The sequence below is a fragment of the Sphingomonas sp. R-74633 genome (assembly GCF_013416555.1).
Taxonomy (GTDB): domain Bacteria; phylum Pseudomonadota; class Alphaproteobacteria; order Sphingomonadales; family Sphingomonadaceae; genus Sphingomonas.
Map to the genome: position 1 here is coordinate 634111 of NZ_JACCFG010000001.1, position 25447 is coordinate 659557.

Consider the following 25447-nt stretch of genomic DNA (forward strand, 5'->3'; position numbering starts at 1 on the left):
TAGGAGAACTGCCATGAACCGAGCTTTTGTGATCATCGCCTCCTGCGCCGCCCTTCTCGCCACCGGCGCGATTGCCGAAAACCGGCACGATAGTGTCTCCGCCTCCACGCGGATCAACTTCACTCTGCAACTCGGCGCGGGCGGCACCCGGCTTGAGCTCAAGCTGAGCACCGGCGATCGCTCGAACATGACGAACAGCTTCTCGCCCGAGGCGCTGGAAGGCCTCGATCGCGGCGCGCTACAGAATTCTGGACATGTGCGCTTCGCCCTGTCGCGTGAGCCCGGCCGGCTCGATTGCGAGGGCGAGGCGGCCCGGCAAGTTGCCCGCGGGGATTGCAGCTTCGCGCCCGATCAGGACTTCGCGCGCTACCTCGCCGAGCGCGGGATCGGCAAGCCGAGCTTCGAGCAGTCCTATGCGCTGGCGATGACCGGTGCGAAGCGCGAGCTGGTAGAAGCGCTGGCCGAGGCGAACTATCCCAAGCCGACGGTCGACCAGCTGATCGCGCTTTCCGCGCTGCAGGTCGACCGCGCCTATGTCGCCGATCTCTCGCAGCATGGCTTCCGCCCCGACGACCTCGATGACCTCACTGCCTTCGCGGCGCTCCATATCGACGGCGCTTTTGCCGGCGGGATGCAGCGCGCGCTGCCGGGCAAGCTCAAGGCGAGCGACCTGATCGCGCTCAAGGCGATCGGGGCTAGCCCGGATTATGTCGCGGAGATGGGCCGGGCGGGCCTGCACGGCCTGTCCGGGGATGACCTGGTCCAGTTGAAGGCGCTCGACGTGAGCCCGGCCTATATTCGTGACCTGGCTGCCGTGGGCTACGCCAATCTGCCGGCCGACAAGCTGGTCGCGATGAAGGCGGTGGGCGTCACCGCAGAGGACGTGCGGCTCGCCAAGAAGGCGGGCATCGACAATCCTTCGGCCGACGATCTTGTGGAATTCCGCGCGCTGCGCCGTCGTTGAACGCACGACCGGAGAGTAACCAATGTTTCGATATCGTGTGATCGGCCTGGGGCTCCTGGCCGGAGCCTCGCTGCTGCCCTGCATCGCCTTGGCGCAAACCACCGCGCCGAGTGCCGACCCTGCCGTGTCGCCGCCGCCCAAGGCGAGCGCCACGGCGGACGGCAAGCAGGTCTACACGCCGGAGGACTTTGCCCGCTTCGCGCCGAAGACCGCCTATGACATGCTCGTCCAGGTCCCCGGCTTCACGATCAAGAGTGCGGACCAGGAGCGCGGGCTGGGCCAGGCGTCGGAGAACGTCCTGATCAACGGCGAGCGCGTTGCCGACAAGCAGGGCGGTGCCGTGGTGCAACTCCAGAAAGTCGCGGCGGGCAATGTCACGCGGATCGAGATCGTCAGTGCCTCGACGCTCGGCATTGCCGGGCTGGTTGGGCAGGTCGCCAATGTCGTGCTCAGCGACGCCACCAAGTCCGGCGGCCAGTTCGAGTGGCGCCCCGATTTCCGCGCGCATTATTCGGTGCCCAACCGCTATCGCGGCAGTGTCAGCTACACCGGCAAGACCGGCAAGCTCGACTATACGCTGTCAGTGGAGGACCAGGCCGGCCGCGGGGCGATCGGTGGCCCGGTGCTGCTCTACGCGCCGAACGGCGCTTTGCTCGAGCGGCGCGACGAGGTGTTCCACTCGGAATCGGACACGATGTACGTGAAGGCCAAGCTCGGCTTCCAGGGGCCGGGCTCCGCCAAGGGCCATTTGACGCTCAGCTATTCGCCCTATTGGGGGCCGGTCTACGACATCGAGCACATCACCCGCGCCGATGGCAATGACAGCACCCGGCTGCGCAAGCAGCAGCTCAACGGCTGGTTCTACGACATCAACGCCGATTACGAGTTCGCGATCGGGCCGGGGCGGCTGAAGCTGATCGGGCTGCGTCATTTCGATCATGAGCCGATCGTCTCCACCCAGGTAGAGGATTTCGCCAACGGGTCGCCCAGCGAGGGCACCCGCTTCGGGCGCAACTCGCACATCGCCGAGACGATTGGACGCGGCGAATATCGCTGGAAGACCGGCAAGAACGACTGGCAGGTCTCGCTCGAGCGCGCGGTAAACTCGCTCGACCAGCGCGGGTCGCTGGCGACGCTGCAGCCGGATGGCGAATTTACGCCGATCCCGTTCCCGGACGGCAGCGGCAAGGTGCAGGAAATCCGCTACGAGGGACTGGTCACGCTCAGCCGTCCGCTCGGGGCGAAGCTCAGCTTGCAGGTCGCCGGGGGTGCGGAGGTCAGCACACTCGAGCGCCTCGACGGCAATCTGCCTGCACGCCGCTTCTTCCGGCCCAAGGGGAGCGTCACTTTGGGCTGGCAGCCGGACAAGGACTGGGATCTCAGCCTGAAGGTCCGCCGCCGCGTCGGCCAGATCAGCTTCTACGACTTCCTGTCGCAGCCCAACCTCAAGGAAAACCGCCCGAATACCGGCAATGCCGATCTCGTGCCGCCGCAGAGCTGGGAGTTCGAAGGCGAGATCGGCCGCAATCTCGGCGCGGCGGGCAAGACCCGGCTGCGCGGCTATTACCACCGTATCGAGGATATCGTGGACATCATCCCGATCGGCGTGGACGGGCAGGGGGTGGGCAATCTCCCCAATGCCACACGGATGGGCCTGGAGAGCACCAGCACGATCCAGCTCGGGCCGCTTGGCCTGAAGGGGATGAAGATCGACGCGACCCTAGGCATCGAGCGTACCCGGGTGCGTGATCCGCTGACCGGCGAGATGCGCCCGATCAGCAACACGATGGACCGCTGGGCGGACATCACGCTGCGCCACGACATCCCGCACAGCAACCTGGCATGGGGCGGCGAGGCGACCCTCAATCACTATGGTTTTTATTACTATCTTACCGAGGTGAACCGCGAGTGGGAGGGGCCGTGGTACATCAGCGCCTTCATCGAGCATAAGGACGTGTTCGGCCTGACCGTGCGCGCGCAGGTGACCAACATCACCAATGCCCGGCATTTCTACGATCGCTATGTCTATGACGGGCGCCGGAATACCAGCCCGCTACTGTATCACCAGGTGAACAACCAGCTGGTCGGCCCGATGTTCATGTTCACCGTGCGCGGGAGTTTCTGATCGCGCAGGCCGCGCGGCTCCTTCGTCCCCGTTGATCGTAAATGCAGCACACAAAGGGATGTCAGCCACCATTCCTAGGGGTTCCTCCCGATGGCTTCCGGATCGATCGAGGCGGAAGTCTGGTCGCGAACCGGCGGCCGGGGGAACCCCGCGCGCCCGGTTCGTGTCAGCGCAATCCGAGGAGCGAAGCGGTGGAAAAGAAGCAGTTCAAGGGCGTGATCAAGCTCGATATCCGCGATTCCAAGGCGGACTGGGCTCCGTTCCTGCCACCCTCCGCGCCCGAGGGTGCCCCGAACGTGCTGATCGTCCTCTATGACGATACCGGCCAGGCGGCGTGGCAGCCCTATGGCGGCGCGATCAACATGCCGACGCTGCAGAAGCTGGCCGACAATGGCCTGACCTATACGCAGTGGCATACCACGGCGCTCTGCTCGCCGACGCGCTCCTGCTTCCTCACCGGGCGCAACCACCACCTCAACGGCATGTCGTGCATCACCGAAGCCTCGAACGGCTTCCCCGGCTGGAGCGGCCGGCTCCCCGAGAACTGCATGACGATCGGGCAGGTGCTGCAGGACAGCGGCTACAGCACTTTCTGGCTCGGCAAGGACCACAATGTGCCCGAGCAGGACATCTGCTCGGGCGGGCCCAAGTCCGAATGGCCGCTGCAAAAGGGCTTTGACCGCTATTACGGCTTCCTCGGCGGCGAGACCAACAACTGGTATCCGGACCTGACCGAGGACAACAAGTTCATCGACCAGCCCTATAGCCCCGAGGAGGGCTATCATTTGTCGAAGGACCTGGTCGACCAGGCGCTGCAGATGATCCGCGACCAGAAGGCGAGCAACCCTTCCAAACCCTGGTTCATGTGGCTGTGCCCGGGCGCCAACCACGCCCCGCACCACGCGCCCAAGGAATATGCCGACCGCTACAAGGGCAAGTTCGACAAGGGCTATGACGATTATCGCAAATGGGTCGTGCCGCGGATGATCGAGAAGGGCATGCTGCCCGCCGGCACCAAGATCGAAGACTTCAACTTCATGCCCGAGAGCCAGGCCAATCCCGGCGACTATGTGCGCCCCTGGGAGGAGCTCAACGACAAGGAGCGCCGTCTCTTCTCGCGCATGGCGGAAGTCTATGCCGGCATGTCCGAATATGCCGACGAACAGGTCGGCCGGCTGATCGAGTATCTCGAGCATAGCGGCCAGCTCGACAACACGATCATCCTCTATTGCTCGGACAATGGCGCGTCTGGCGAGGGCGGCCCCAACGGCTCGGTCAACGAGAACAAGTTCTTCAACAACTATCCGGACAGCCTGGAGGAGAATTTGAAATATCTCGACGTGCTCGGCGGGCCGGAGACGTACAACCACTATCCTACCGGCTGGGCGGCCGCCTTCTCGGCGCCGTACAAGATGTTCAAGCGCTATTCGGAATATGCCGGCGGCACCGCCTGCCCGATGATCATCTCGTGGCCCAAGGGCATCAAGGCCAGGGGCGAGGTGCGCAACCAGTATCACCACGCGGTCGATCTGGTTCCCACCCTGCTCGAGTGCATCGGGCTCGAGATGCCGAAGACCTATCGCGGCGTGGAGCAGCATCCGCTGTCGGGCGTGTCGATGAAGTACAGCTTCGAGGCCGACGGCAAGACCCAGAAAAAGCGCCAATATTACGCGATGCTCGGCACGCGGGGTATGTGGATGGATGGCTGGAAGGCCGCCGCGATCCACGCGCCGCTCACCGGCACGGGCCATTTCGACAAGGATGAGTGGGAACTCTACAATGTCGAGGAGGACCGCTCGGAAACGGTCAACCTCGCCAAGGAGCATCCCGACAAGCTCAAGGCACTGGTCGATGCCTGGTACGAAGACGCGGAAGCCAACAACGTGCTGCCGCTCGATGACCGCACCGCCGCCGAAATACTCGGTATCGAGCGCCCGACCACGGAAGCGCCGCGCGAGCGCTACGTCTATTATCCGGGGACGGCGCCGGTGCCGGAGGGCGTGGCGGTGAATGTCCGCGGCCGCTCGTTCAAGATCATCGCCGACGTGGAGATCACCGACCAGAGCGAAGGCGTGCTCTTCGCGCACGGCTCACGCTTTGGTGGGCACGCCTTGTACATCAAGGACCACAAGCTCCATTATTCTTACAACTTCCTGGGCATCAAGCCCGAGCAGAAGTTCATCTCGGGCCCGCTCAAGCCGGGCAAGTACGCGCTCGGGATGGAATTCATTCGCGAAAGCACGGGCGAAGCGGGCGAGTCCCACGGCAAGACCACGCTCTATGTGAACGAGGAAGCCGTGGCGTCCGGCGACATGAAGACCCAGTTCGGCAAGTTCACGCTCGCCGGCGACGGCCTGTGCGTCGGGCGCGACAGCGGCGACGCGGTGAGCGAGGACTATACGACCCCCGGCGAATTCAAGAACGGCAGGATCTGGGGCGTCGGCGTCACTGTCGAGAAGGAACAGTATCTCGATCTCGAGAAGCTCGCTGCCGCGGCAATGGCGGTCGACTGATACACGTGCTCGACTGGTCCCGCGAACGGCGCTGCCGGATCGCGGGACCAGCCGGCCGGCAACCGCAACCCCCTGAAAACAAACCCGGACCCAAGTCAGGGTTTGACCCGATCCTCCCGGTTTCGGGGCGGGTGTAGTTCTGTTCGGACTGGTTGAACGCATTCGCCGGAGTCACCCATGACCCGCTGCAAGAAATCGCATTCCCTGCTCCTCAGCACCGCTTTGTCGAGCCTGTTCGGGCGCCACGGCGCGGCGCTGGGCGCGTTCGCGCTGCTCGCCGGCGCGACGCCCGCTTATGCGCAGGACGCGCTGCCGACGGGCGGCACCTTCGTGCAGGGCCAGGGGCAGATCGGCCAGCCGTCGCCCAACCAGCTGGAGGTCCGCCAGGGCTCCACGCGCGGAGTGATCGACTGGCAGTCCTTCTCGATCGCCGATGCCTATCGCGTGCTGATCGACAATGGCGACGGCGCGACGCTCAACCGGGTGCGCGGTGGCGATATCTCGCGGATCGACGGGCTGCTGTCGGCGACCGGCTCGGTCTATCTGATGAACCCCAATGGCGTGATCGTCGGCCCGGGCGGCAAGGTGCTGGCCGGCGGAAATTTCGTCGCCTCGACACGGGCGATCGACGCTGATGCGTTCATGGCGGGCGGGGCGCTGGCGGTGCGCGGCAGTGGCGATGGCGCGATCGTCAATGGCGGCTCGATCGTCTCCAAGACCGGCAGCGTGGTGATGATCGCGCGCGCAGTGACCAACACCGGCAGCATCGCGGCGAAGGCGGGCCATGTGACGCTCGCCGCGGCGGACGACGTGCTGCTGGCGGCGACCGACGGCAAGTCGGACGGGATCTATGTCGCGGTCGGCGGCGGCAGGGGCGACATCACCCAGGCCGGGCGGATCGAGGCGGCGGCGGTCGCGCTCAGGGCAGCGAACGGCAATATCTTCGCGCTGGCGGGCAATCGCGACGGGCTGGTCCAGGCGACCGGCACCGCCACGGTGAACGGCGAGCTGTGGCTGACCGCGCCGCAGGGGACGGTCGAGGTCTCGGGCACGCTCAAGGCGAGCAATGCCGATGGCAGCGGCGGGCGCGTGACGGTCAATGGCCGCGACGTGGCGCTTGGAGCGACCGCCGATATTTCCGCTGCCGGCACGCGCGGCGGCGAGGTGGTGATCGGCGCGGCGACCTATGGCAGCGGTACCGGTCTCGCGCGGACCACGCGTATCGCCGATGGCGCGCGGATCATTGCGGGCGGCACGAGCGGCGGCGGCCGGATCGAGACCTCGGGCAAGGCGCTCGACATCGGCGCGGCGCATATCGTGGCGGGCACCGGCGGCAAGTGGCTGATCGATCCCGACGACCTGCTGATCGACACCGCCGCGGCAACCGCGATCGTCACGTCGCTTAACGGCGGGACCGATGTCCAGCAGGTGACCACTGCCGGCGGCACCGGCGGCGTGGGCGACATCACCGTCGCCGCGCCGATCGTGTGGACCGGATCGGGCGACCTCGAGCTCAATGCCTATCGCGACGTGCTGGTCAACCAGACGATATCGGGCGGCGGCAACGTGCAGATCACTGCGGCGCGCAATATCGCCGTCAACGCCGCGATCTCCTCGACGACGCAGATCGACGGCGTGGCCGCCGCCTCCTTCACCATCGGCGCGGCCGGATCGCTGAGTTCGGCGGGGAATGTCGGCATTGCGGGCGCGAGCTTCGTCAACCAGGGCGGCGCCGGGTCGGTAAGCTCATCCGGCGGCAGGTGGCTGATCCTGTCGGATGATGCAGCCGGCAGCAGCGACGGCGGGCTGACGCCCGACTTCTACCAATATGACTATGCCGTGGCCGCCGCGCCGGGTAACGGGCGCGCCTATCGCCAGGCGCCCAGTGTCAGCTTCACGCTGGGGCCGGTGGTCAAGGACTATGATGGCACCACCACGGCGCTGCTCGACGGCAGCAACGTCAACGCCACCGGCCTCGTCAACGGCGACGCTTTCGCGCTCGACGGCAGCTACGCGACCAAGAACGCCGGCACCGGCATCAACGTCACTGCGACCAACTTCACCGCGAACCGCGGTGGCATCCCGGTGTTCGGCTACAATGTCACGACGCCCAGCGTTACCGCGGCAGTAGGCACTATCAACCGCGCGACGCTGACCGCGGCGATCATCGGCAATCCGACCAAGACCTATAACGCCACCACTGCGGTTTCGCTGACCTCGGCCAATTTCGGGCTCATCGGTATTGCGGCGGGCGAGTCGATCATCGTCAACGGCGCGGCGACCGAGGCCTATGACAGCGCGAATGCCGGCAGCAGGACGGTCGATGCGACGTTCCAGACGTCGAATTTCACGGCGGGGTCGGGCACGGTCCTGACCAACTATATCCTGCCGACCACCGCCACGGGCGCGGGGTTGATCAATCCGGCCTCGCTGATCGTCAGCGGCGTGACCGCCAACGACAAGGTCTATGACGGCACCACCGCAGCGACGCTCGACACGGGCGCGGCGAGTGTCTTCGGCATCGTTGGCGGCGACGATGTGTCGCTCGATCTCAGCGGTGCCTCGGGCGTGTTCGCGACCAGGAATGTCGGCAATGCAATCGCGGTGACCGGCACGGGCTTCGCGTTGAGCGGCACCGATGCCGCCAACTATGTCGTCGGCCAGCCCTCGGGCATCGCTGCCAACATCACGCCGGCTGCGCTGGTCGTGTCCGGGCTGGTCGCGAACGACAAGACCTATGACGGCACCACCACCGGCACGCTGAACACCGCCGGCCTGCAGATCACCGCGCTGATCTCCGGCGATGACGTGACGCCCGACGGCAGCGGCGCGCAGATCAATTTCGCCACGAAGAATGCCGGACAGGACATTCCGGTCAGCATCGCCGGGGTGACGCTGACCGGCGCCGATGCGGGCAATTACGAAATCACCTATTCGGGCAGCCTGACTGCCGACATCCTGCAACGCGTGCTGACCTTCGGGTTCGCGGGCGTCCCGACCAAGGTCTATGACGGCACCACCAATGTCGTCGTGTCGGGCGCAAACGCATCGCTCGGCAACGTCGTCGCCGGGGAAAGCGTCTCGATCGCGCAGGCGGCGAACGTCGAATATGCCTCGAAGAATGTCGGCGTGTGGAACATCATCGGCACACTGACCCCGGCCGATTTCGTCGCCGGGGCGGGGACGTTGCTGGCCAATTATTCACTGCCGACGACCGTGGGCTCGCAAGGCGAGATCACGCCCGCGCCGCTGACGATCAGCATCACCAACAATCCCACCAAACCCTATGACGGCAATGCCGGCGCGTCGCTCGGGCCGGGCAATTTCGCGGTTTCGGGTTTCGTTGTCGGCGAAGGCGCGACCGTCACCGAGACCTCGGGCACCTATGCCGCGTCCGACGCGGGCGTGTGGACCGTGTCCGCCAATCTCGACGCGAGCGACTTCGATCCCAACGCCAACACGATGATGTCGAACTACATCATCCCGTCGCCTGTCACCGGGCCGGGGACGATCACCCGCATCCCGCTGGGGCCGGGCGTGATCGTCGTCGACATCACCGGCAATCCGTCCAAGACCTATGACGGCACCACTGTCGCGACGCTCACCTCGTCGGATTACACGCTGGACGGCTTCATTGCGGGCGAAGGCGCGACGATCACCGAGACGGTGGGCACCTATGACCTGAAGGATGCCGGGTTGCGCGCCGTGCTGGTGCTGCTCGACCCCTCGGACTTCGCGCCCGATCCCGGCACCAACCTCGCCAACTATACGCTGCCCACCCAGGCGACGGGTATCGGCACGATCTTCCAGCGCGCGCTCACCGCCGCGATCATCGGCAACCCGACCAAGATCTACAACGGCACCACGCGCGCCATCGTCGTGCCGGGCAACTACAGCATCACCGGGCTCGTCGCCGGCGAAAGCGTGACGGTCGCTCCCGGCGTGGTCGCCACCTATGGCAGCGAGGATGCGGGGGTTCGCCTTATCACGGCGAACTTCACCGCGGACTCGAACTTCGTGTTCGCGTCCGGCACGTCGCGGGGCAATTACATCCTGCCGGTGATTGCGCAGGGGCCCGGGACGATCACCCCCGCGCCGCTCCTCGTGCTGGGCGTCAGCGCCCAGAACAAGGTCTATGACCAGACCACCACCGCGATACTGGCGGGCAGCGCCTCGCTGTTCGGCGTGGTGGCGGGCGACACGGTTACGCTCGACGGCGGATCGGCCAGCGGCACCTTCGCCACCGCAAATGTCGGCAACGGCATTGCGGTCACCGTCGCGGGATACGGCATTTCGGGCACCGATGCGGGCAATTACCAGCTCTTCCAGCCCACCGGTCTCAGCGCGAACATCACGCGGCGTGGCCTCGTCATCGCCAATGTCTCGGCGCTCGACCGGGCTTATGACGGCACCACCGTCGCGACGCTCGATCTCGGCAGCGCGGGGCTGAACGGGGTGCTGGGCAGCGACGATGTGCTGCTCGATTCCGGCGGCTCGAGCGCGGTGTTCCTGCAGAAGAATGTCGGCACCAACCTGCGCGTGATCGCCAGCGGCTTCGCGCTCACCGGCGCGCAGGCGGGCAATTATTCGCTCAGCCAGCCAAGCGGCCTGACCGCCGACATCACTGCGCTGGCACTGACCGGCGCCATACTGGGCAACCCGACCAAGACCTATGACGGCACCACCAGCGTCTCGCTGACCGGCGCCAATTATTCGCTCACCGGGTTCGTCGCGGGCGAGGGCGGGTCGATCACCCAATCCTCCGGTGCGGCCTATGACAGCGCCAATGCGGGCGGGCGCATTGTTACCGCGACTCTGGTCGTCTCGGACTTCGTCGCCAATGCGGGGACGTTGCTCAGCAACTATGCGCTGCCCACTTCGATCAGCGGTGCCGGCACGATCACCCAGGCACAGCTGATCGCCGCGATCATCGGCAACCCGACCAGGGTCTATGACAGCAGCACCAACGCGACGCTGACCAGCGCCAACTATCAGCTCGCCGGCTTCGTGGCGGGCGAGGGCGCCACGATCACCGAGACGGCGGGGCTCTACGATACCAAGAATGTCGGTGGCCGCACTGTTACCGCAACGCTCGACACGGGCGACTTCACCGGCACCGGCTCGACCAACCTCGCCAATTATGCCCTGCCGGTCAGCGCGAGCGGCGCGGGCACGATCACGGCGGCGCAGGTCCAGGTGACCGGCATCCTCGCCAACGACAAGACCTATGACGGCACCACCGCCGCGACGCTGGACAGCAGCGGCGGCGGCCTGAGCGGCGTATTTGGCGGGGACACGGTCAGCCTGGTTTCGGGCGGCGCCAGCGGCGTGTTCGCGACCAAGAATGTCGGCACCAACATCACGGTAACCGCGACCGGCTATGCCATTTCCGGCGCCGATGCCGCCAATTACACCGTGCTCCAGCCGATCGGCCTCGCCGCCGACATCACCCAGGCGACGATCCAGCTCGCTTCGGTCACCCGGGTCTATGACGCCACCACCGCCGTGCCGAGCGCAGACAGCGCCTATACGCTCGCCGGCGTGTTCGCGGGCGATGCCGTGGGCGTCAATGCGAGCGGGATCACCGGCAACTATGCCGACAAGAATGTCGGGACGGGCAAGTCGGTCACGCTGAGCGGCGTCCTGCTGAACGGTGCGGACGCGGGTAATTACCTCATCGCAGGAAGCGTCACCAACGCGCTGATCGGCATCATCACCCCGGCGACGCTCAACGTGCTGGGCGCGGTGGCGCTCGACAAGACCTATGACCAGAACACGGTTGCCCAGCTCGACAATAGCGGCACTACGCTGAGCGGCGTGCTGCTGAGCGACGTGGTCAATCTCGCCTTCGCCACCACCGGCAATTTCGACAATGCCAATGCCGGGACGAACAAGCCGGTCACCACCACCGCCTACAGCATCTCGGGCACTGACGCCGCCAACTACACGCTCGTCCAGCCGCAGGGGCTGACCGCCACGATCAACCCGCTCGAGATCTTCCTCGCCTCGGTGACCAAGGTCTATGATGGCAACACCAGCCTGCCGAGCGCATCGACCGGCTATGCCTTTACCGGCGTGCTGAGCGGCGACACCGTGGTCGCGCAGACCTCGGGCGCGACCGGCCAGTATGACGACAGCAAGAATGTCGGCACGGCCAAACCGGTCACGGTCAATGGCCTGACGCTCACGGGCGCCCAGGGCGGCAATTACTTCATCAGCTCAAGTATCACCGGCAATCTCGGCACGATCACGCCCGCGCCGCTGACCGTGACGATCACCGGCGATCCGACCAAGACCTATGACGGCAACAACCTCGCGAGCCTGGTATCGGGCGACTATACGATCACCGGGCTCGTCGCGGGCGAAATCCTGACGATCAACCAGACCGCCGGCGTCTACGACACGCCCAATGCCGGTACCCGCGTCGTGACCGTCAACCTGACGCCGTCCAATTATACCGAGGTGTTCGACTCGCGGGATAATTACATCCTGCCGACCAGCGCGAGCGGAGCCGGCACGATCGACCCGCGGCTGCTGACGATCACCGGGGTGACGGCGGACAACAAGGTATATGACGGCAATGCCGTCGCGTCCCTCAACAGCAGCGGCGCGGCGCTGCAAAATGTGGTGAGCGGCGATACGGTCGCCCTTAACAGCGCCGGCGCGACCGGCGTTTTCGCCAGCCCCAATGTCGGCACCGGCATCGCCGTGACCGCGTCGGGCTATGCGCTCACCAACAATCCGTTCGGCAACTACACACTGCAGCAGCCGACCGGCCTCAGCGCCGACATCACCCAGGCATTGCTAACGATCAGCCGGGTGTCGCGCGTCTATAACGGCCTGCTCACGCTGCCGACGGACTCGGCGGGCTGGACGCTGGCCGGCGCGGTCAGCGGCGACGATGTGTTCGTCGATACCGGCGCGGTGCTCGGCGCCTATGCGTCGAAGAATGTCGGCACCGGCATCGCGGTCACTGCCTCGGGCATCGTGCTGGGCGGCAGCGACAGCGCCAATTACTCGCTCGCCCCGACCCTGGTCGCCGCGCCGATCGGCGAGATCACGCCGGCGACGCTCACCGCCGCGATCATCGGCACACCGACGCGGATCTATGACGGCACCACCGCCGCGACGCTGAACGCAGGCAATTTCCAGTTCAGCGGCTTCGTGCTGAGCGAAGGTGCGACCGTCACCCAGACCGCGGGCACCTACAACTCGCCCGATGTGGTCTCGGCGACCAGCGTGACCGCAGCGCTGACCGGCTTCATCACCGCCGATCTCGGCACCGATCTTTCCAACTATATCCTGCCGGCCAGCGCCACCGGCGCGGGCGCGATCACCCCGCAGGCGCTGACCGCGGCGATCCTCGGCGATCCGACCAAGACCTATGACGGCACTGCGGCGGCGCTGCTGGCCGCAGCCAATTACGGACTGACGGGCCTGGTCAGCGGGCAGAGCATCACCGTTACCCAGACCGCGGGCCTCTATGCCTCGCCCAATGCCGGCGCCCGGCTGGTGACCGCCACGCTCGGCAGCGGCGACTTCACTGCGGGCGGCGGCACCCTGCTCTCCAACTATGTGCTGCCGACGAGTGCCGCCGGGCTCGGCACGATCGACCCGCGCGTGCTCACCGCCGCGATCATCGGCAACCCGACCAAGATCTATGACGGAAACACGATCGCCGCGCTGATCTCGGGCAATTTCGCGCTCACTGGCTTCCTGAGTGGCGAGGGGGCGACCGTCACCGAGACGGTAGGCGCCTATGACGATGCCGATGCCGGATCGCGCACCGTCACCGCCACGCTCGATGCCGGCGATTTCAGCGCGACTGGCGCCACTTTGCTCGCCAACTACGTCCTGCCCGTCAGTGCGAGCGGGGCGGGGACGATCGGGCAGAAGGCGCTGAGCGCGCTGATCATCGGCGATCCGACCCGGCCCTATGACGGCACCAATATCGCCTCGCTCCTTGCCGCTAATTATCTGCTGACCGGCTTTGTCGGGTCCGACAGCGCGACTGTCACCCAGACGGCCGGCACCTATGCGTCGGTCAATGCCGGCACCTGGCTGGTGACTGCGCTACTCGCGGGAGGCGACTTCACTGCGGGCAGCGGCACGACGCTCGCCAATTATGCGCTGCCGACCAGCGCGACCGGCCTGGGCACGATCACCCGGCTCGCGCTCGGCGTCACGGTCACCGGCAATCCGACCAGGATCTATGACGGCACCACCGCCGCAACGCTCACCAGTGGCGACTATACGCTTACCGGCTTCCTCTCCGGCGAAGGCGCGAACGTCACTGAGACCGTCGGCGTCTATGACAGCCGCAATGCCGGCGCGCGCACGGTGAACGTGACGCTCGATGCCGGCGATTTCGCTGCGCTCAGCGGTACCCTCCTCGCCAATTACGTGCTGCCGAGCAGCGCCACCGGCGCGGGCACGATCAATCAGCGCGCGCTCACCGCCGCGATCACCGGCCTGCCGACCCGGATCTATGACGCGACCGATGCGGCGATCCTCGCCTCGTCCAACTACGCGCTCACCGGCTTCGTGGCGGGCGAGGGTGCGACGGTCACCGAGACCGCCGGTATCTACGCCTCGCCCAATGCCGGCATTCGCGCAGTCTCCACGACGCTCGACGCCGGGGATTTCCAGGCGAACGCCGGCACGTTGCTCGCCAATTACATCCTGCCGACCAGCGCGACCGGCGCCGGGATCATCCAGCGCGCCACGCTGAGCGCGGTCATCATCGGCAACCCGACGCGAACCTATGACGCGACGACCGCGGCGGCGCTCACCTCCGCCAATTACCAGTTGCTCGGCTTCATCGGCGGCCAGGGCGCGACGGTCACCGAGACGGTCGGCCAATATGCCTCGCCCAACGCCGGCATACACACGGTCACCGCCACGCTGGGCAGCCCCGATTTCACTGCGGACGCCGGGACATTGCTCACCAACTATGTACTGCCCGCCACCGCGAGCGGGCTGGGCACGATCGACCCCAAGGAGCTGACGGTGCTGATCGTCGGCACGCCGACGCGGGTCTATGACGGCACGACCGCCGCGGTTTTGAGCGCGGGGGACTTCCAACTTGTCGGCTTTGTGGGCGGCGAGGGCGTCGGGCTGACCGGCACGGTCGACGGCAGCTACGGCGCCAAGGATGTCGGCTTACGCACGGTGACGATCGATCCGGCAAGCGCCAATTTGACCGCCAACCCCGGCACATTGCTCTCCAACTATGCGCTGCGCGCCGGCCCCAATGGCATCGGCCAGATCACCCCGGCGCCCCTCACCGCGGCGCTCGTTGATGTGTTCAAGACCTATGACGGCACCACCGCGGCGCTGCTGAACAGCGCCAACTTTACGCTCGGCGGCTTTGTGGCGGGGGAGGGGGCAAACGTCACTGAGACGGCAGGCAGCTACGCCTCGCCCAACACCGGATCGCATCTCGTCACCTCGGCGCTCGACGCCAGCGACTTCACTGCGAACAGCGGGACCGACCTCAACAATTACATGCTTCCGGCGAGCGCCACCGGTATCGGCATCATCGGCCAGGCGACACTCACTGCCGTGATCATCGGCAACCCAAGCCGGACCTATGACGGCACGGTCGCGGCGCTGCTGAACGCCGGCAACTATCTGCTGACCGGTTTCATCAGCGGCGAGAGCGCCACCGTTACCGAAACTGCCGGCGTCTATGGCGAGGCAAATGCGGGAACGCGCGCGGTCACCGCCACGCTCGGCGCGGACGACTTCGCCGCAGGTTCGGGCACCTTGCTCTCGAACTATATCCTGCCGACCGGCGCCGCAGGACTGGGCACGATCGACCCCAGGGCGCTGAGCGTGGCGATCATCGGAAACCCGTCGCGTATCTATGATGGCACCACCGTTGCCTCCCTGATCTCGAGCAATTTCGCGCTGACCGGCTTTGTCAGTGGCGAGGGGGCGAGCGTCACCGAGACAATGGGCGCCTATGACGATCCCAATGCCGGATCGCGAAACGTCACCGCGACGCTCGATGCCGGCGACTTCAGCGCGAGCGGGGCCACGCTGCTTTCCAACTATGTCCTGCCTACCGATGCGACCGGTGCAGGCACGATCGACCAGCGGGCGCTGACTGCCGCGATCATCGGCGACCCGACCAGAGCGTATGACGGCACCGATCTGGCGACACTGGCCGCGTTCAATTTCCAGCTGACCGGCTTTGTCGGCGCCGAAAGCGCGGCAGTCACACAGACCGCTGGCCGCTACGATTCCCCCAATGCCGGGTCGCGGATCGTGACCGCGTTGTTGGCAGGCGCCGATTTCACCGCGGGCGCGGGCACGTCGCTTTCCAACTATATCCTGCCGACCAGCGCCACCGGCACGGGCACGATCGACCGTCTGGCGCTCGGCGTGGCGATCACCGGCAACCCTACCCGAACCTATGACGGCACCACCACCGCAACGCTGACGAGCGCCGATTATACGCTGACCGGCTTTATCGCCGGCGAGGGTGCCAGCATCACCGAGACCGCCGGCAGCTATGACAGCAAGGATGCCGGCCCGCGCACCGTGAGCGTCACGCTGGATGGCGGCGACTTCGCGGTCATCGGGGGCACCCTGCTCTCGAACTATATCCTGCCGACCAGCACCACCGGCGCCGGGACGATCACCCAGGCGATGCTCAGTGCCGCGATCATCGGCAACCCCACGCGCGCCTACGACGCGACCACCGGCGCGACCTTGAGCTCGGCCAATTTCGCGCTGACCGGCTTCGTGGCGGGCGAAGGCGCGACTGTCACCGAGACCGCAGGTATCTATGCATCGGCCGATGCCGGGCTCCGCATCGTCTCGGCTACGCTCGACGGCAGCGATTTCCAGGCGAACAGCGGCACAATGCTGTCCAACTATGTGCTTCCCACCGGAGCGGCGGGCCTGGGGACGATCACCCAGGCGATGCTGACCGCCGCGATCATCGGCAACCCGACCCGCAACTATGACGGCACTACCGCGGCGACGCTGACCGGCGCCAACTACCAGCTCACCGGCTTCATCGCGGGCCAAGGGGCGAGCGTCACGCAGAGCGCGGGCGCCTATGACTCGCCCAATGCCGGATCGCGGATCGTGACGGCATTGCTGGCGGGCGGCGACTTCGCGGCGAATGCCGGGACCTCACTGTCCAACTATGTGCTGCCCGTCAGCGCTACGGGCGCAGGCACGATCGACCCGCTGGCCATCGGCGTCGCGATCACCGGCAACCCCACGCGGAGCTACGACGGCACGACCGCCGCGACGTTGACCAGCGGCGACTACACGCTCACCGGCTTCATCGTTGGTGAGGGCGCCAGTATTACCGAGACTGCCGGCGCCTATGACGGCAAGGACGCCGGGGCCCATATCGTCACCGTCACGCTTGATGGCGGCGATTTCGCGGTCATCGGCGGCACCTTGCTCTCGAACTATATCCTGCCGACCAGCGCCACCGGCGCCGGAGCGATCACCCAGGCGATGCTCAGTGCCGCGATCATCGGCAACCCGACCCGGGTCTATGACGCGACCACCGCCGCGACCCTGGGCTCGGCCAATTTCGCGCTGACCGGCTTCGTGGCGGGTGAGGGCGCGTTCGTCACCCGGACATCGGGGACCTATGACGATCCCAACGCAGGCGCGCGCATCGTCAGTACCACGTTGGCGAGCGGCGACTTCACCGCCAGCGGCGGGACCCTGCTCTCCAACTATATCCTGCCCACCAGCGCGACGGGCGCGGGGACGATCACCCCGGCGATGCTCGCCGCCGCGATCATCGGCAATCCGACCCGAATCTATGACGGCACCACCGCCGCCGCGCTGACTGGCGCCAATTACCAGCTCACCGGCTTCATCGGTGGCCAGGGCGCGAGCGTCACGCAGACCGTAGGTATCTATGACAGCCGCAACGCCGGGGTGCGCACGATCATCGCCGCGCTGGGCCAGGGGGACTTTACTGCGGATGCGGGAACCTCGCTCTCCAACTATCTGCTGCCGAGCAGCGCGTCGGGCGCGGGCACGATCGATCCGCGCGCGCTTACCGCTGCGATCGTCGGCAACCCCACCAGGCCCTATGACGGCACGGTCGCAGCGACACTCAATCCGGGCAATTTCGCGCTGAACGGCTTTGTCGCGGGCGAGGGGGCCAGCGTCACCCAGACCAGCGGCACCTATAGCGACCGCAATGCCGGTTCGCGCACCGTCACCGCCACACTGGCCGCCGGCAATTTCGCCGTTACCGGCGCCACCTTGCTCGCCAACTATGTCCTGCCGACCAGCGCAACCGGCGCCGGCCAGATCGACCGCGCGCCGATCACCGTGACGATTACCGGCTATCCGACCAAGACCTATGACGGCACTACCGACGCCACGCTCACTTCGGGCGATTATGCGCTGGCGGGATTCGTCACTGGCGAAGGCGCGACGATCACCGAGACGCACGGCGCCTATGCTACCCAATATGTCGGCGTGCAGCAGGTCAGCGCGGCGCTTGAAGCGGGCGATTTCAGTGCCAGTTCCGGGACATTGCTCTCAAACTATATCCTGCCGACCAGCGCCGTCGGGCAGGGCGAGATCCTCATCGATCCGGTCAACCCGCGCTGCGTGATCGACCTGCGCGGCGGCTGCCTGCCCGATGCGCCCGTCATTTTCATCCGCTACGGCAAGACGGTCGGGAACCCGCATTTCTACATCCCCTATCCGGTGATCGATCCGATTTATCTGGGGCGGACCAACGGCTTTGGCGGTCTGCCGAGCATCATCGCCGCGCGCACCGCCACGCCCACCGACAGCAGCGTCATCGTCCAGAGCGGTGCACCCACCGTCAACTCGACCGAGCAGATCCTGCAACAGGGCGGACGCGACAAGCAGTGGCGGGTCGTCTCCACGCTGCCGACCGCCGTCGATTTCCCCGCGGAGGCTCCATGAGCAGGAAGAGGCCGTTCGCAGCCTTCCTGCTCGGCACGCTGCTGCCGGTGGCGGCACATGCGCAGGATTTCAAGCGCGTCGAGCCCAAGTTGCCGCCGCCGCCCGAAACCCCCAAGGTCGAGGTGCCGCCCGACGCGACACCGCCCGCGCAGGATGGCAGGGTATTGGTGCCGGAGCTCAGGGGGCTGGTCTTCGTTAACGGCATCGGCGCCGTGCAAGCGAACGGAGTCGCTCCCGAGGCGGTCGCCAACGGCGTTGCGATCCACGGCCTGCCGCTCCTCGACGATCCCGACTTCACCGCGAGCCTGCGCACATATCTCGGCCGGCCGCTGACCCAGGCGGACCTCGACACGATCGGCCGGCTGGCGCGCGAACTGTATCGCGTGCGGGAACACCCCTTCGTCCATGTCTCGGTACCGCCGCAAAAGGTGCAGAACGGCATCGTCCAGCTGGTCGTCACCGAATATCGGCTGGGCGAGGTGACCGTCACCGGCAATCGCCATTTCTCGAGCCGGCTGATCCGCGAGATGGGCAATCTCGAAAGCGGCGAGCCGCTGACCACGCCGCGCCTGCGCGGCGCGCTCGAGGACTATAACCAGAACCCGTTCCTCACCGTCAGCGCGGTCGCCAAGCCGGGCGGCGAGACCGGCCTGACGGACATCGAGCTCGAGGCGCGCGACCGCGCGCCGTGGCGGGTCTATGGCGGCTATGACAATCAGGGCGTGCCCACGCTCGACCGCAACGAATGGTATCTCGGCTTCAACTGGGGCAACGTCTTCGGCGAGGGCCAGCTGCTCTCCTACCAATATACCCGCGCCTTCAACGGCCGCTACAGCTCGCATTCGGCAAGCTATGTCGCACCGGTCGATCCCGATAACCGCGTCATCTTCTTCGGTGCCTACGCCACGCAGGAGCCGCGCATCGCCCCGATCTTCCGGAGCGTGGGGCATTCCGGCCAGATCAGCGGGCGCTGGGCAGTCGATCTGCCCGAATGGGGCCGGCTGCGGCATTCGCTGCAGGTCGGAGTCGACTACAAGCGCACCAACAACAACCTCGAATTCTTCGGCTTCCGCATCCTCGATACAGCGGTGGAGATCTTCCAGTACCCGCTGATTTATACCGCCAGCATGCCGGACGATGCCGGCGAGACAGTGATCGAGAACCGCCTGGTCTGGTCGCCGGGCAATCTGCTCAAATACAATAACGACCGGTCGATGCGGCAGCTCGTGCCGGGGGCCAGTGCCTCTTATGTCTATGACCGCTTCTCGCTTACCCGGACCACGACACTGCCGGCGGGCATGAGCTGGATCGTGCGCGGTATGGTGCAGCTCGCCAGCGTCAATCTCCCCTATAGCGAGCAGATCGGCGGTGGTGGTATCGGCGGGGTGCGCGGCTATGACACCAATGTCGCGCTGGGCAGCCAGGGCGTGCTGGTCACCAGCGAGATCCGCTCGCCCGCCTTCAGCATTTTCGGGGGGAAGCGGGCGGGGTCGATCAAGGACCTGTTCCAAGGCGGCGTGTTCCTCGATTACGGCTATCTGCGCCAGCGTACCCGCTTCGCCGACCTGCCGCGCGACGACCGCCTCGCTAGCGTCGGCGTGAGCCTTCACTACACCGTCGAGCGCTATCTCGATCTGCAGGCCGAGATCGGCCAGCAGCTGCGCCGGGCACCCTTTGCACGCGACAAGGCACTGCAGGCCGCCGTCGTGGCGACAATCAGCTTCTGAAGGGAAAACGCCGTGGAGGAAGCCTCTCACATCTATGCCGAATATGTCGGCCTGGGCGTCAATATCCTGGCGATCACTGCGATCGCGGTGGGATCAGTGCTGGGTGCGATCGGGCTGTTCAGATCGATGCTGACCCACGCGTCGGAAGATCAGTTGCGACCAATATGGCTCGCCTTCGGCCGATGGCTGGTTGCCGGCCTGACGTTCCAGCTGGCCGCCGACATCGTCGAGACCACGCTGGCACCCAGTTGGGACGATATCGGCAAGCTCGCCGCGATCGCGGCGGTGCGGACCTTCCTCAACTATTTCCTCGACCGCGACATGGACACGCTGCGTGAGCGCGGCGCCCGGGCTTCGGAATAGTCGCGGGGGGTGGGCGAGCGTTGCCAGGCTCGAATGCGCGCGGCTTCTCGTCTGAGAGCTCTGGGCTAAATCATTGTGGGGAATGGTGGACGCACTTGGGCTCGAACCAAGGACCCGCTGATTAAGAGTCAGCTGCTCTACCAACTGAGCTATGCGTCCATTCCGGGTTGTTTCGGCGCTCTTGGTGAGTGCGCCTCCGCAGTGGAGGAGCGCCTTTAGCGGCGCACTTCGCGGCTTGTAAACCCCTAAATCGAAAAAATTACCAGCGCTGTACGCGGCGGCTCTGGCGGTCGATCGACAGGAGGATTCCGAAGCAGATCATGAAGGTCATCACGGCGGTGCCGCCGAAGCTGATCAGCGGCAGCGGCACGCCCACCACCGGCGCCAGGCCCATCACCATCGCCATGTTGATCGAGCAGTAGAAGAAGATCGTGCCCGACAGGCCCGCCGCGGTCAGCCGCCCGAAGCGGCTCTGCGCGCGCAGGCTCACCCCGATCGCCCATTTGATCAGGATTCCGAAGGCGCCAATCAGGAAGAAGCCGCCGAGCAGGCCCCATTCCTCCATCATCGTCGCCAGCGCGAAATCGGTATGCCCCTCGGGCAGATAGTCGAGATGGCTCTGTGTGCCCTGCAGGAAGCCCTTGCCGAACACGCCGCCCGAACCGATCGCGATCTTGGACTGGCTGATGTGATAGCCGGTGCCCAGCGGATCGCTCTCGGGATCGAGGAAGATCAGCACGCGGTTGCGCTGATAGTCATGCAGGAAGTTGATCCCGATCGGCGCGGCCACCGCGATCAGCAGCGCGCCGGCGATGAACAGGCGCAGGGGGATGCCCGCGAGGAACACCACCGTCGCCCCGCAAAAGCAGATCATCAGCGCGGTGCCGAGATCGGGCTGGAGGATCACCAGCAGCGCCGGCACGCCGATCAGCACCGCCGCCGGCCAGATCGCGGCGAACTTGCGGATCTCGCCCACCGGCAGCATTTCGTAGAAGCGCGCGAGCGCCAGCACGATCATCGGCTTCATCAGCTCGGATGGCTGGAACTGCATGAAGCCCAGGTTGATCCAGCGCTGGCTGCCGCCGGCGACCTTGCCGAGCAGTTCGACGCCGATCAGCGCAAGCACCAGCCCGGCATAGGCGGGGAGGGACCCAAACGCCCACCAATTCTCCGGCACGCGCGACATGCCGATCGCCATCGCCAGGAACACGGTGAAGCGCAGCCCCTGGTTGAATGCCCAGGGGTTCATGCTGCCGCCGGCTGCTGAATAGAGGATGAGCTGGTCGAACGCACCGATCAGGATCACCAGGCCGATGATCCGCCAGGGAAGCTGCGCCAGCGGGCCGGGGACGATGCCCGAAGGGCCCAGGCTGGAGGTGTGAAGCGTCGCCATCAATCCTGCTCCACGCTGCCGCGTTCGGCTGCGCTGCTGTCTACGGTGTTGCTGGTGGTGGCGTTGGCCGCCTCCGAAGCGACGTTGCTCGCCGCCTCGGCTGCATCTTCCGGCGCTTCCGGCGGCGGCGCGTTCTGCGTCACTTCAAAGGCCCTGGCCTGCTCGGCCGCCCGCATCCGGTAATCGCCGCCCCAGGTCGGTTCCTCGCGGTGGAGCGAGTCCATCGCCACCTTGCGGTCGAACAGGAAGGTCATGATGTCGCGGCCGATCATCGGCGTGTCGAGATTTCGGACCGTGTGGCCGTTATGCTCGAGCACGATGCCGGCGGCATATTTGGGATTGTCCGCTGGCGCGAAGCAGACGAGCAGCGCGTGGTCGCGCAGCTTGAATGGCAGCGAAGCATTCTTGAGCACGCCCGAGGCCCGCTCCGCCATGGTGATGCGGCGGACCTGCGCCGTGCCGGTCTTGCCCGCCATCGTCAGGCCCTGGACCTGGATCCGCGCCGCGCCGCCGGTGCCGCCCGAATTGATCACGCCGAACATCGCGTCGCGGATGATCGCAAGCTGCTCAGGGGTGGCGGCGAGCGGCGCTGCCTGCTGGTAGGGCGCGTCGGCGATCAGCCTGGGAACCAGCTGGCGCCCCGAGGCGAGCCGGCTTGCCATCACCGCGAGCTGGAGCGGGTTGGCGAGCACATAGCCCTGGCCGATCGAGGCGTTGAGCGAGTCCGCCACGGTCCATTGCTGCTTGTAGCGCTTCAGCTTCCAGGCGCTGTCGGGCACGGTGCCGAAGCGCTGGGTGGAGAAGGGCAGGTCGAACTTCTGGCCAAGCCCCATCGAGCGCGCGATCGGCGCCACCGCATCATAACCCACGCGGCGCACCATTTCGTAGAAATAGATGTCGCAGCTCTGCATGATCGCGTTCTTGAGGTCGAGCGGGCCGTGGCCGCTCTTCTTGTGGCAGTGGAAGATGCCATTGCCGACGCGCATCGCGCCCGAGCAGACCACCCGCGCGGTGGGGTCCACGCCCGCATGCATCAGCGCGAGGCCGTTCATCGGCTTCACTGTCGAGCCCGGGGGATACAGGCCCTGCAGCACCTTGTTCATCAGCGGGACGTGATCGTCCTCGCTCAGCATCTTCCATTCGTTGCGGCTGATGCCGTCGGAAAAGCTGTTGGGGTCGTAGGCAGGCATCGAGACCATGGCGAGGATGTCGCCATTGCTCACGTCGATCACCACCGCCGAGCCCGAATTGGTGCCCATCCGGCGCGCGACATATTCCTGGAGCAGCGCGTCGATCGTCAGCTTCACCGTCTCGCCGGGCGAATCCGGCCGCGTGGCGAGCTCCTTGACCAGCCGGCCATGCGCAGTGACCTCGACGCGCTTGGCGCCCGGCGTGCCGCGCAGCCGGTCTTCCAGCGTCTTCTCCAGCCCGTCCTTGCCCAGCTTGAAGCCGGGGGCGACGAGCAGCGGGTCCTTGTCCTTCTTATACTGTTCGGCGGAAGCAGTGCCGACATAGCCCACGAGATGCGCTACGCCCGCCGCCAGCGGATAGTTGCGCGAAAAGCCGCGGGTGGGCTGCACGCCCGGCATCTCGGGCACGCGCACACTTACCGCGGCGAACTGCTCCCAGGTCAGGCTGTCCGACACCTGCACCGGCTGGAATCCGGCGGCGCGCTTCAGATCGGTGCGGATCCGTGACGTGTCTTCTTCGGAGAGGCTCAGGATCTGCTGGAGCATGCCCAGCGTCTTTTCCTTGTCCTCCATCCGGTCGGGAATAAGGTCGACGCGAAATGCCGTGCGGTTATTGGCGATCGGGATGCCGGCGCGGTCGATGATCCAGCCGCGCCGCGGCGGCGTGAGCGTCAGGCGCACGCGGTTGCTCTCGGCGGTAAGCCGGTAGCGCTCGTTCTCGAAAACGGCGAGCCAGGTCATCCGCCCGGCCAGCACCAATGCCGCAGCGCCCTGCAACCCGCCCAGCACCAGCGCGCGGCGGGAGAAACTATAAGCCTGCGCTGCCTCGGTGATCCGTACCATTATTGTCGCTTCTTATCCCGATCCAGCCACGCGCAGAAGCGCGCGATTACGGGAAAGAGCGCGGCGGATACACAAATCTGGATAAGCAGCGCGGTATCGACATGCGCGGCAAAGGGAGAGGCGACCAGCCGGCCGGCAATCAGCACGAATGCAATCGCGCCGCTGGCGATCAGCCAATCCTGCCAGAAATCGCGCCACACCAGCCTGGTGTCGAGCACATCGATCATCAGCACCGAGGCAGACCAGAGTAGCATCGCGCTGCCGAGCGGCTGTCCGCTCATCATATCGTCGAAGAAGCCGAGCGGCACCGGCATCCACACCTTCATCGAATCGCCGCGCACCAGTCGCCAGGCGAGCATCATCATCAGCCCGAACGGCGGCAGGAACGGCACGGTGGCGACCATCGGCAGCAGCGTCGTCAGCGAGCCGAGCACCACCGAGAGCGGTGCCAGCCACAGGCTGCGCGGCATCTTCTCGCGGCGGCCGAGCGGGATGAAGTCCGCCGCCATTATTTCAGCTCGGCGTTGGGCTTGGCGCTGGCCGAGGGCTTGGGGGTAGGGGCGGGCGTCGGGTCGGGCAGGAAGGTCGCCTGGACCAGCGCGAAGTCGAGCGCGTCGGGATTGGCCGAGGGTTCGGCCACCGCGATGTCGCGCGAGGTACGGATCACGCGCGCCACCGGGATGTTCGGCGGGAAGATGCCGCCAGTGCCCGAAGTGACGAAAGTGTCGCCCGGCTGGAAGATCATCGTCGCCACGCTCGCCGAGCGAATGTCCAGCAGCCCGTCGCCGCGGCCGGTGGCGATGCCGGGCAGGCCGTCGCGGGTGCGGCGCACCGGCACGATGCTCTCCGAATCGACGATCAGCAGCACGCGCGCGGTATTGGGGCTGGTCTCGATCACCTGGCCGATCAGCCCGTCGGGCTGGCGGACGGGCTGGCCGACCTTCACGCCCTGCCAGCCGCCGGCGTTGAGCGTGGCATAGCGGCGCGTGCTCGCTACCGAGCTCGCCACCAGCCGGGCCGCCACCACCGCATCGGTGGAGACGTCGCGCAGCTTGAGCATGTCGCGCAAATGCCGGTTTTCCTGGTTGAGCGTGCGCGCCCGGCCGACGAGCAGCGCGTTATCGGCGAGCTCCTTCTTCAGCCGCGCATTCTCGCCGCGCACGTTCCAGTAGGAGGAGACACCCGAAGGCACGCCCGCCACGCTGGTACGCACCCAGGTGAAGCCGCTGGCGACGGGCGTGGTGATCTCCGAAAAGAACCCCCGCACCGCCGAGAAGGCGGGCGGGTTGAACGTCGAGAGCAGCAGCAATGCCACGCCGATCAGCATGCCGCCGACGACGCCCACATAACCCAGGAAGAGCCCGTATTGCGCCCGTCGCGAAAACCCCGGGCGCCGGTT

At 66.2% G+C, this 25447-nt stretch carries 10 protein-coding genes and 1 tRNA gene; 6 read left to right on the top strand and 5 right to left on the bottom strand.

Annotation, left to right across the window (positions count from 1 at the left end; all coding sequences use genetic code 11):
* Positions 1 to 13 precede the first annotated feature (13 nt).
* The 6 genes from HZY97_RS03005 (at position 14) to HZY97_RS03030 (ending at position 20622) form a co-directional block, all read left to right on the top strand.
* Entirely contained in the window at positions 14 to 964 is a 951-nt protein-coding gene (locus HZY97_RS03005) for a hypothetical protein (protein WP_180140448.1), read from the top strand.
* A gap of 22 nt (positions 965 to 986) precedes the next feature.
* A complete protein-coding gene (locus HZY97_RS03010) occupies positions 987 to 3089 on the top strand; it encodes a TonB-dependent receptor plug domain-containing protein (RefSeq protein WP_180140450.1) in 2103 nt (700 codons plus the stop codon).
* A 191-nt stretch (positions 3090 to 3280) separates the two neighbouring features.
* Positions 3281 to 5602, top strand: coding sequence for an arylsulfatase (locus HZY97_RS03015; protein WP_373684274.1), 2322 nt, complete (start codon positions 3281 to 3283; stop codon positions 5600 to 5602).
* A 177-nt stretch (positions 5603 to 5779) separates the two neighbouring features.
* Positions 5780 to 18532 (top strand): YDG domain-containing protein, encoded by a 12753-nt coding sequence (locus HZY97_RS03020; RefSeq protein ID WP_180140454.1) that lies wholly within the window; start codon positions 5780 to 5782, stop codon positions 18530 to 18532.
* Positions 18529 to 20259 (top strand): ShlB/FhaC/HecB family hemolysin secretion/activation protein, encoded by a 1731-nt coding sequence (locus HZY97_RS03025; protein WP_180140455.1) that lies wholly within the window; start codon positions 18529 to 18531, stop codon positions 20257 to 20259. The genes HZY97_RS03020 and HZY97_RS03025 overlap by 4 nt, the downstream gene beginning before the upstream one ends.
* A 12-nt stretch (positions 20260 to 20271) precedes the next feature.
* Complete coding sequence (locus HZY97_RS03030) at positions 20272 to 20622, top strand: DUF1622 domain-containing protein (protein WP_180140457.1); 351 nt, start codon at positions 20272 to 20274, stop codon at positions 20620 to 20622.
* Between the two features lie 83 nt (positions 20623 to 20705).
* On the opposite strand, the gene HZY97_RS03035 is transcribed toward HZY97_RS03030, so the two are convergent.
* The 5 genes from HZY97_RS03035 to mreC form a co-directional block, all read right to left on the bottom strand.
* Positions 20706 to 20781: transfer RNA gene (locus HZY97_RS03035), tRNA-Lys, on the bottom strand.
* A gap of 100 nt (positions 20782 to 20881) precedes the next feature.
* Positions 20882 to 22015, bottom strand: coding sequence for a rod shape-determining protein RodA (rodA, locus tag HZY97_RS03040; RefSeq protein WP_180140459.1), 1134 nt, complete (start codon positions 22013 to 22015; stop codon positions 20882 to 20884).
* A complete protein-coding gene (gene mrdA / locus HZY97_RS03045) occupies positions 22015 to 24048 on the bottom strand; it encodes a penicillin-binding protein 2 (protein ID WP_180140460.1) in 2034 nt (677 codons plus the stop codon). The genes rodA and mrdA overlap by 1 nt, the downstream gene beginning before the upstream one ends.
* Entirely contained in the window at positions 24048 to 24557 is a 510-nt protein-coding gene (gene mreD / locus HZY97_RS03050; RefSeq protein ID WP_180140462.1) for a rod shape-determining protein MreD, read from the bottom strand. Before mreD ends, mrdA begins: the two co-directional genes overlap by 1 nt.
* The gene (gene mreC, locus HZY97_RS03055; protein WP_373684275.1) at positions 24557 to 25393 is read right to left on the bottom strand and encodes a rod shape-determining protein MreC; all 837 of its coding nucleotides are present in this window, start codon (positions 25391 to 25393) and stop codon (positions 24557 to 24559) included. Before mreC ends, mreD begins: the two co-directional genes overlap by 1 nt.
* Between the last annotated feature and the right edge of the window lie 54 nt (positions 25394 to 25447).

Bases quoted from the DNA above. Each gene is read 5' to 3' on its own strand.
- HZY97_RS03005 (WP_180140448.1), top strand. From the start codon at position 14: ATGAACCGAGCTTTTGTGATCATCGCCTCCTGCGCCGCCCTTCTCGCC.
- HZY97_RS03010 (WP_180140450.1), top strand. From the start codon at position 987: ATGTTTCGATATCGTGTGATCGGCCTGGGGCTCCTGGCCGGAGCCTCG.
- HZY97_RS03020 (WP_180140454.1), top strand. From the start codon at position 5,780: ATGACCCGCTGCAAGAAATCGCATTCCCTGCTCCTCAGCACCGCTTTG.
- HZY97_RS03025 (WP_180140455.1), top strand. From the start codon at position 18,529: ATGAGCAGGAAGAGGCCGTTCGCAGCCTTCCTGCTCGGCACGCTGCTG.
- rodA (WP_180140459.1), bottom strand. From the start codon at position 22,015: ATGGCGACGCTTCACACCTCCAGCCTGGGCCCTTCGGGCATCGTCCCC.
- mrdA (WP_180140460.1), bottom strand. From the start codon at position 24,048: ATGGTACGGATCACCGAGGCAGCGCAGGCTTATAGTTTCTCCCGCCGC.
- mreD (WP_180140462.1), bottom strand. From the start codon at position 24,557: ATGGCGGCGGACTTCATCCCGCTCGGCCGCCGCGAGAAGATGCCGCGC.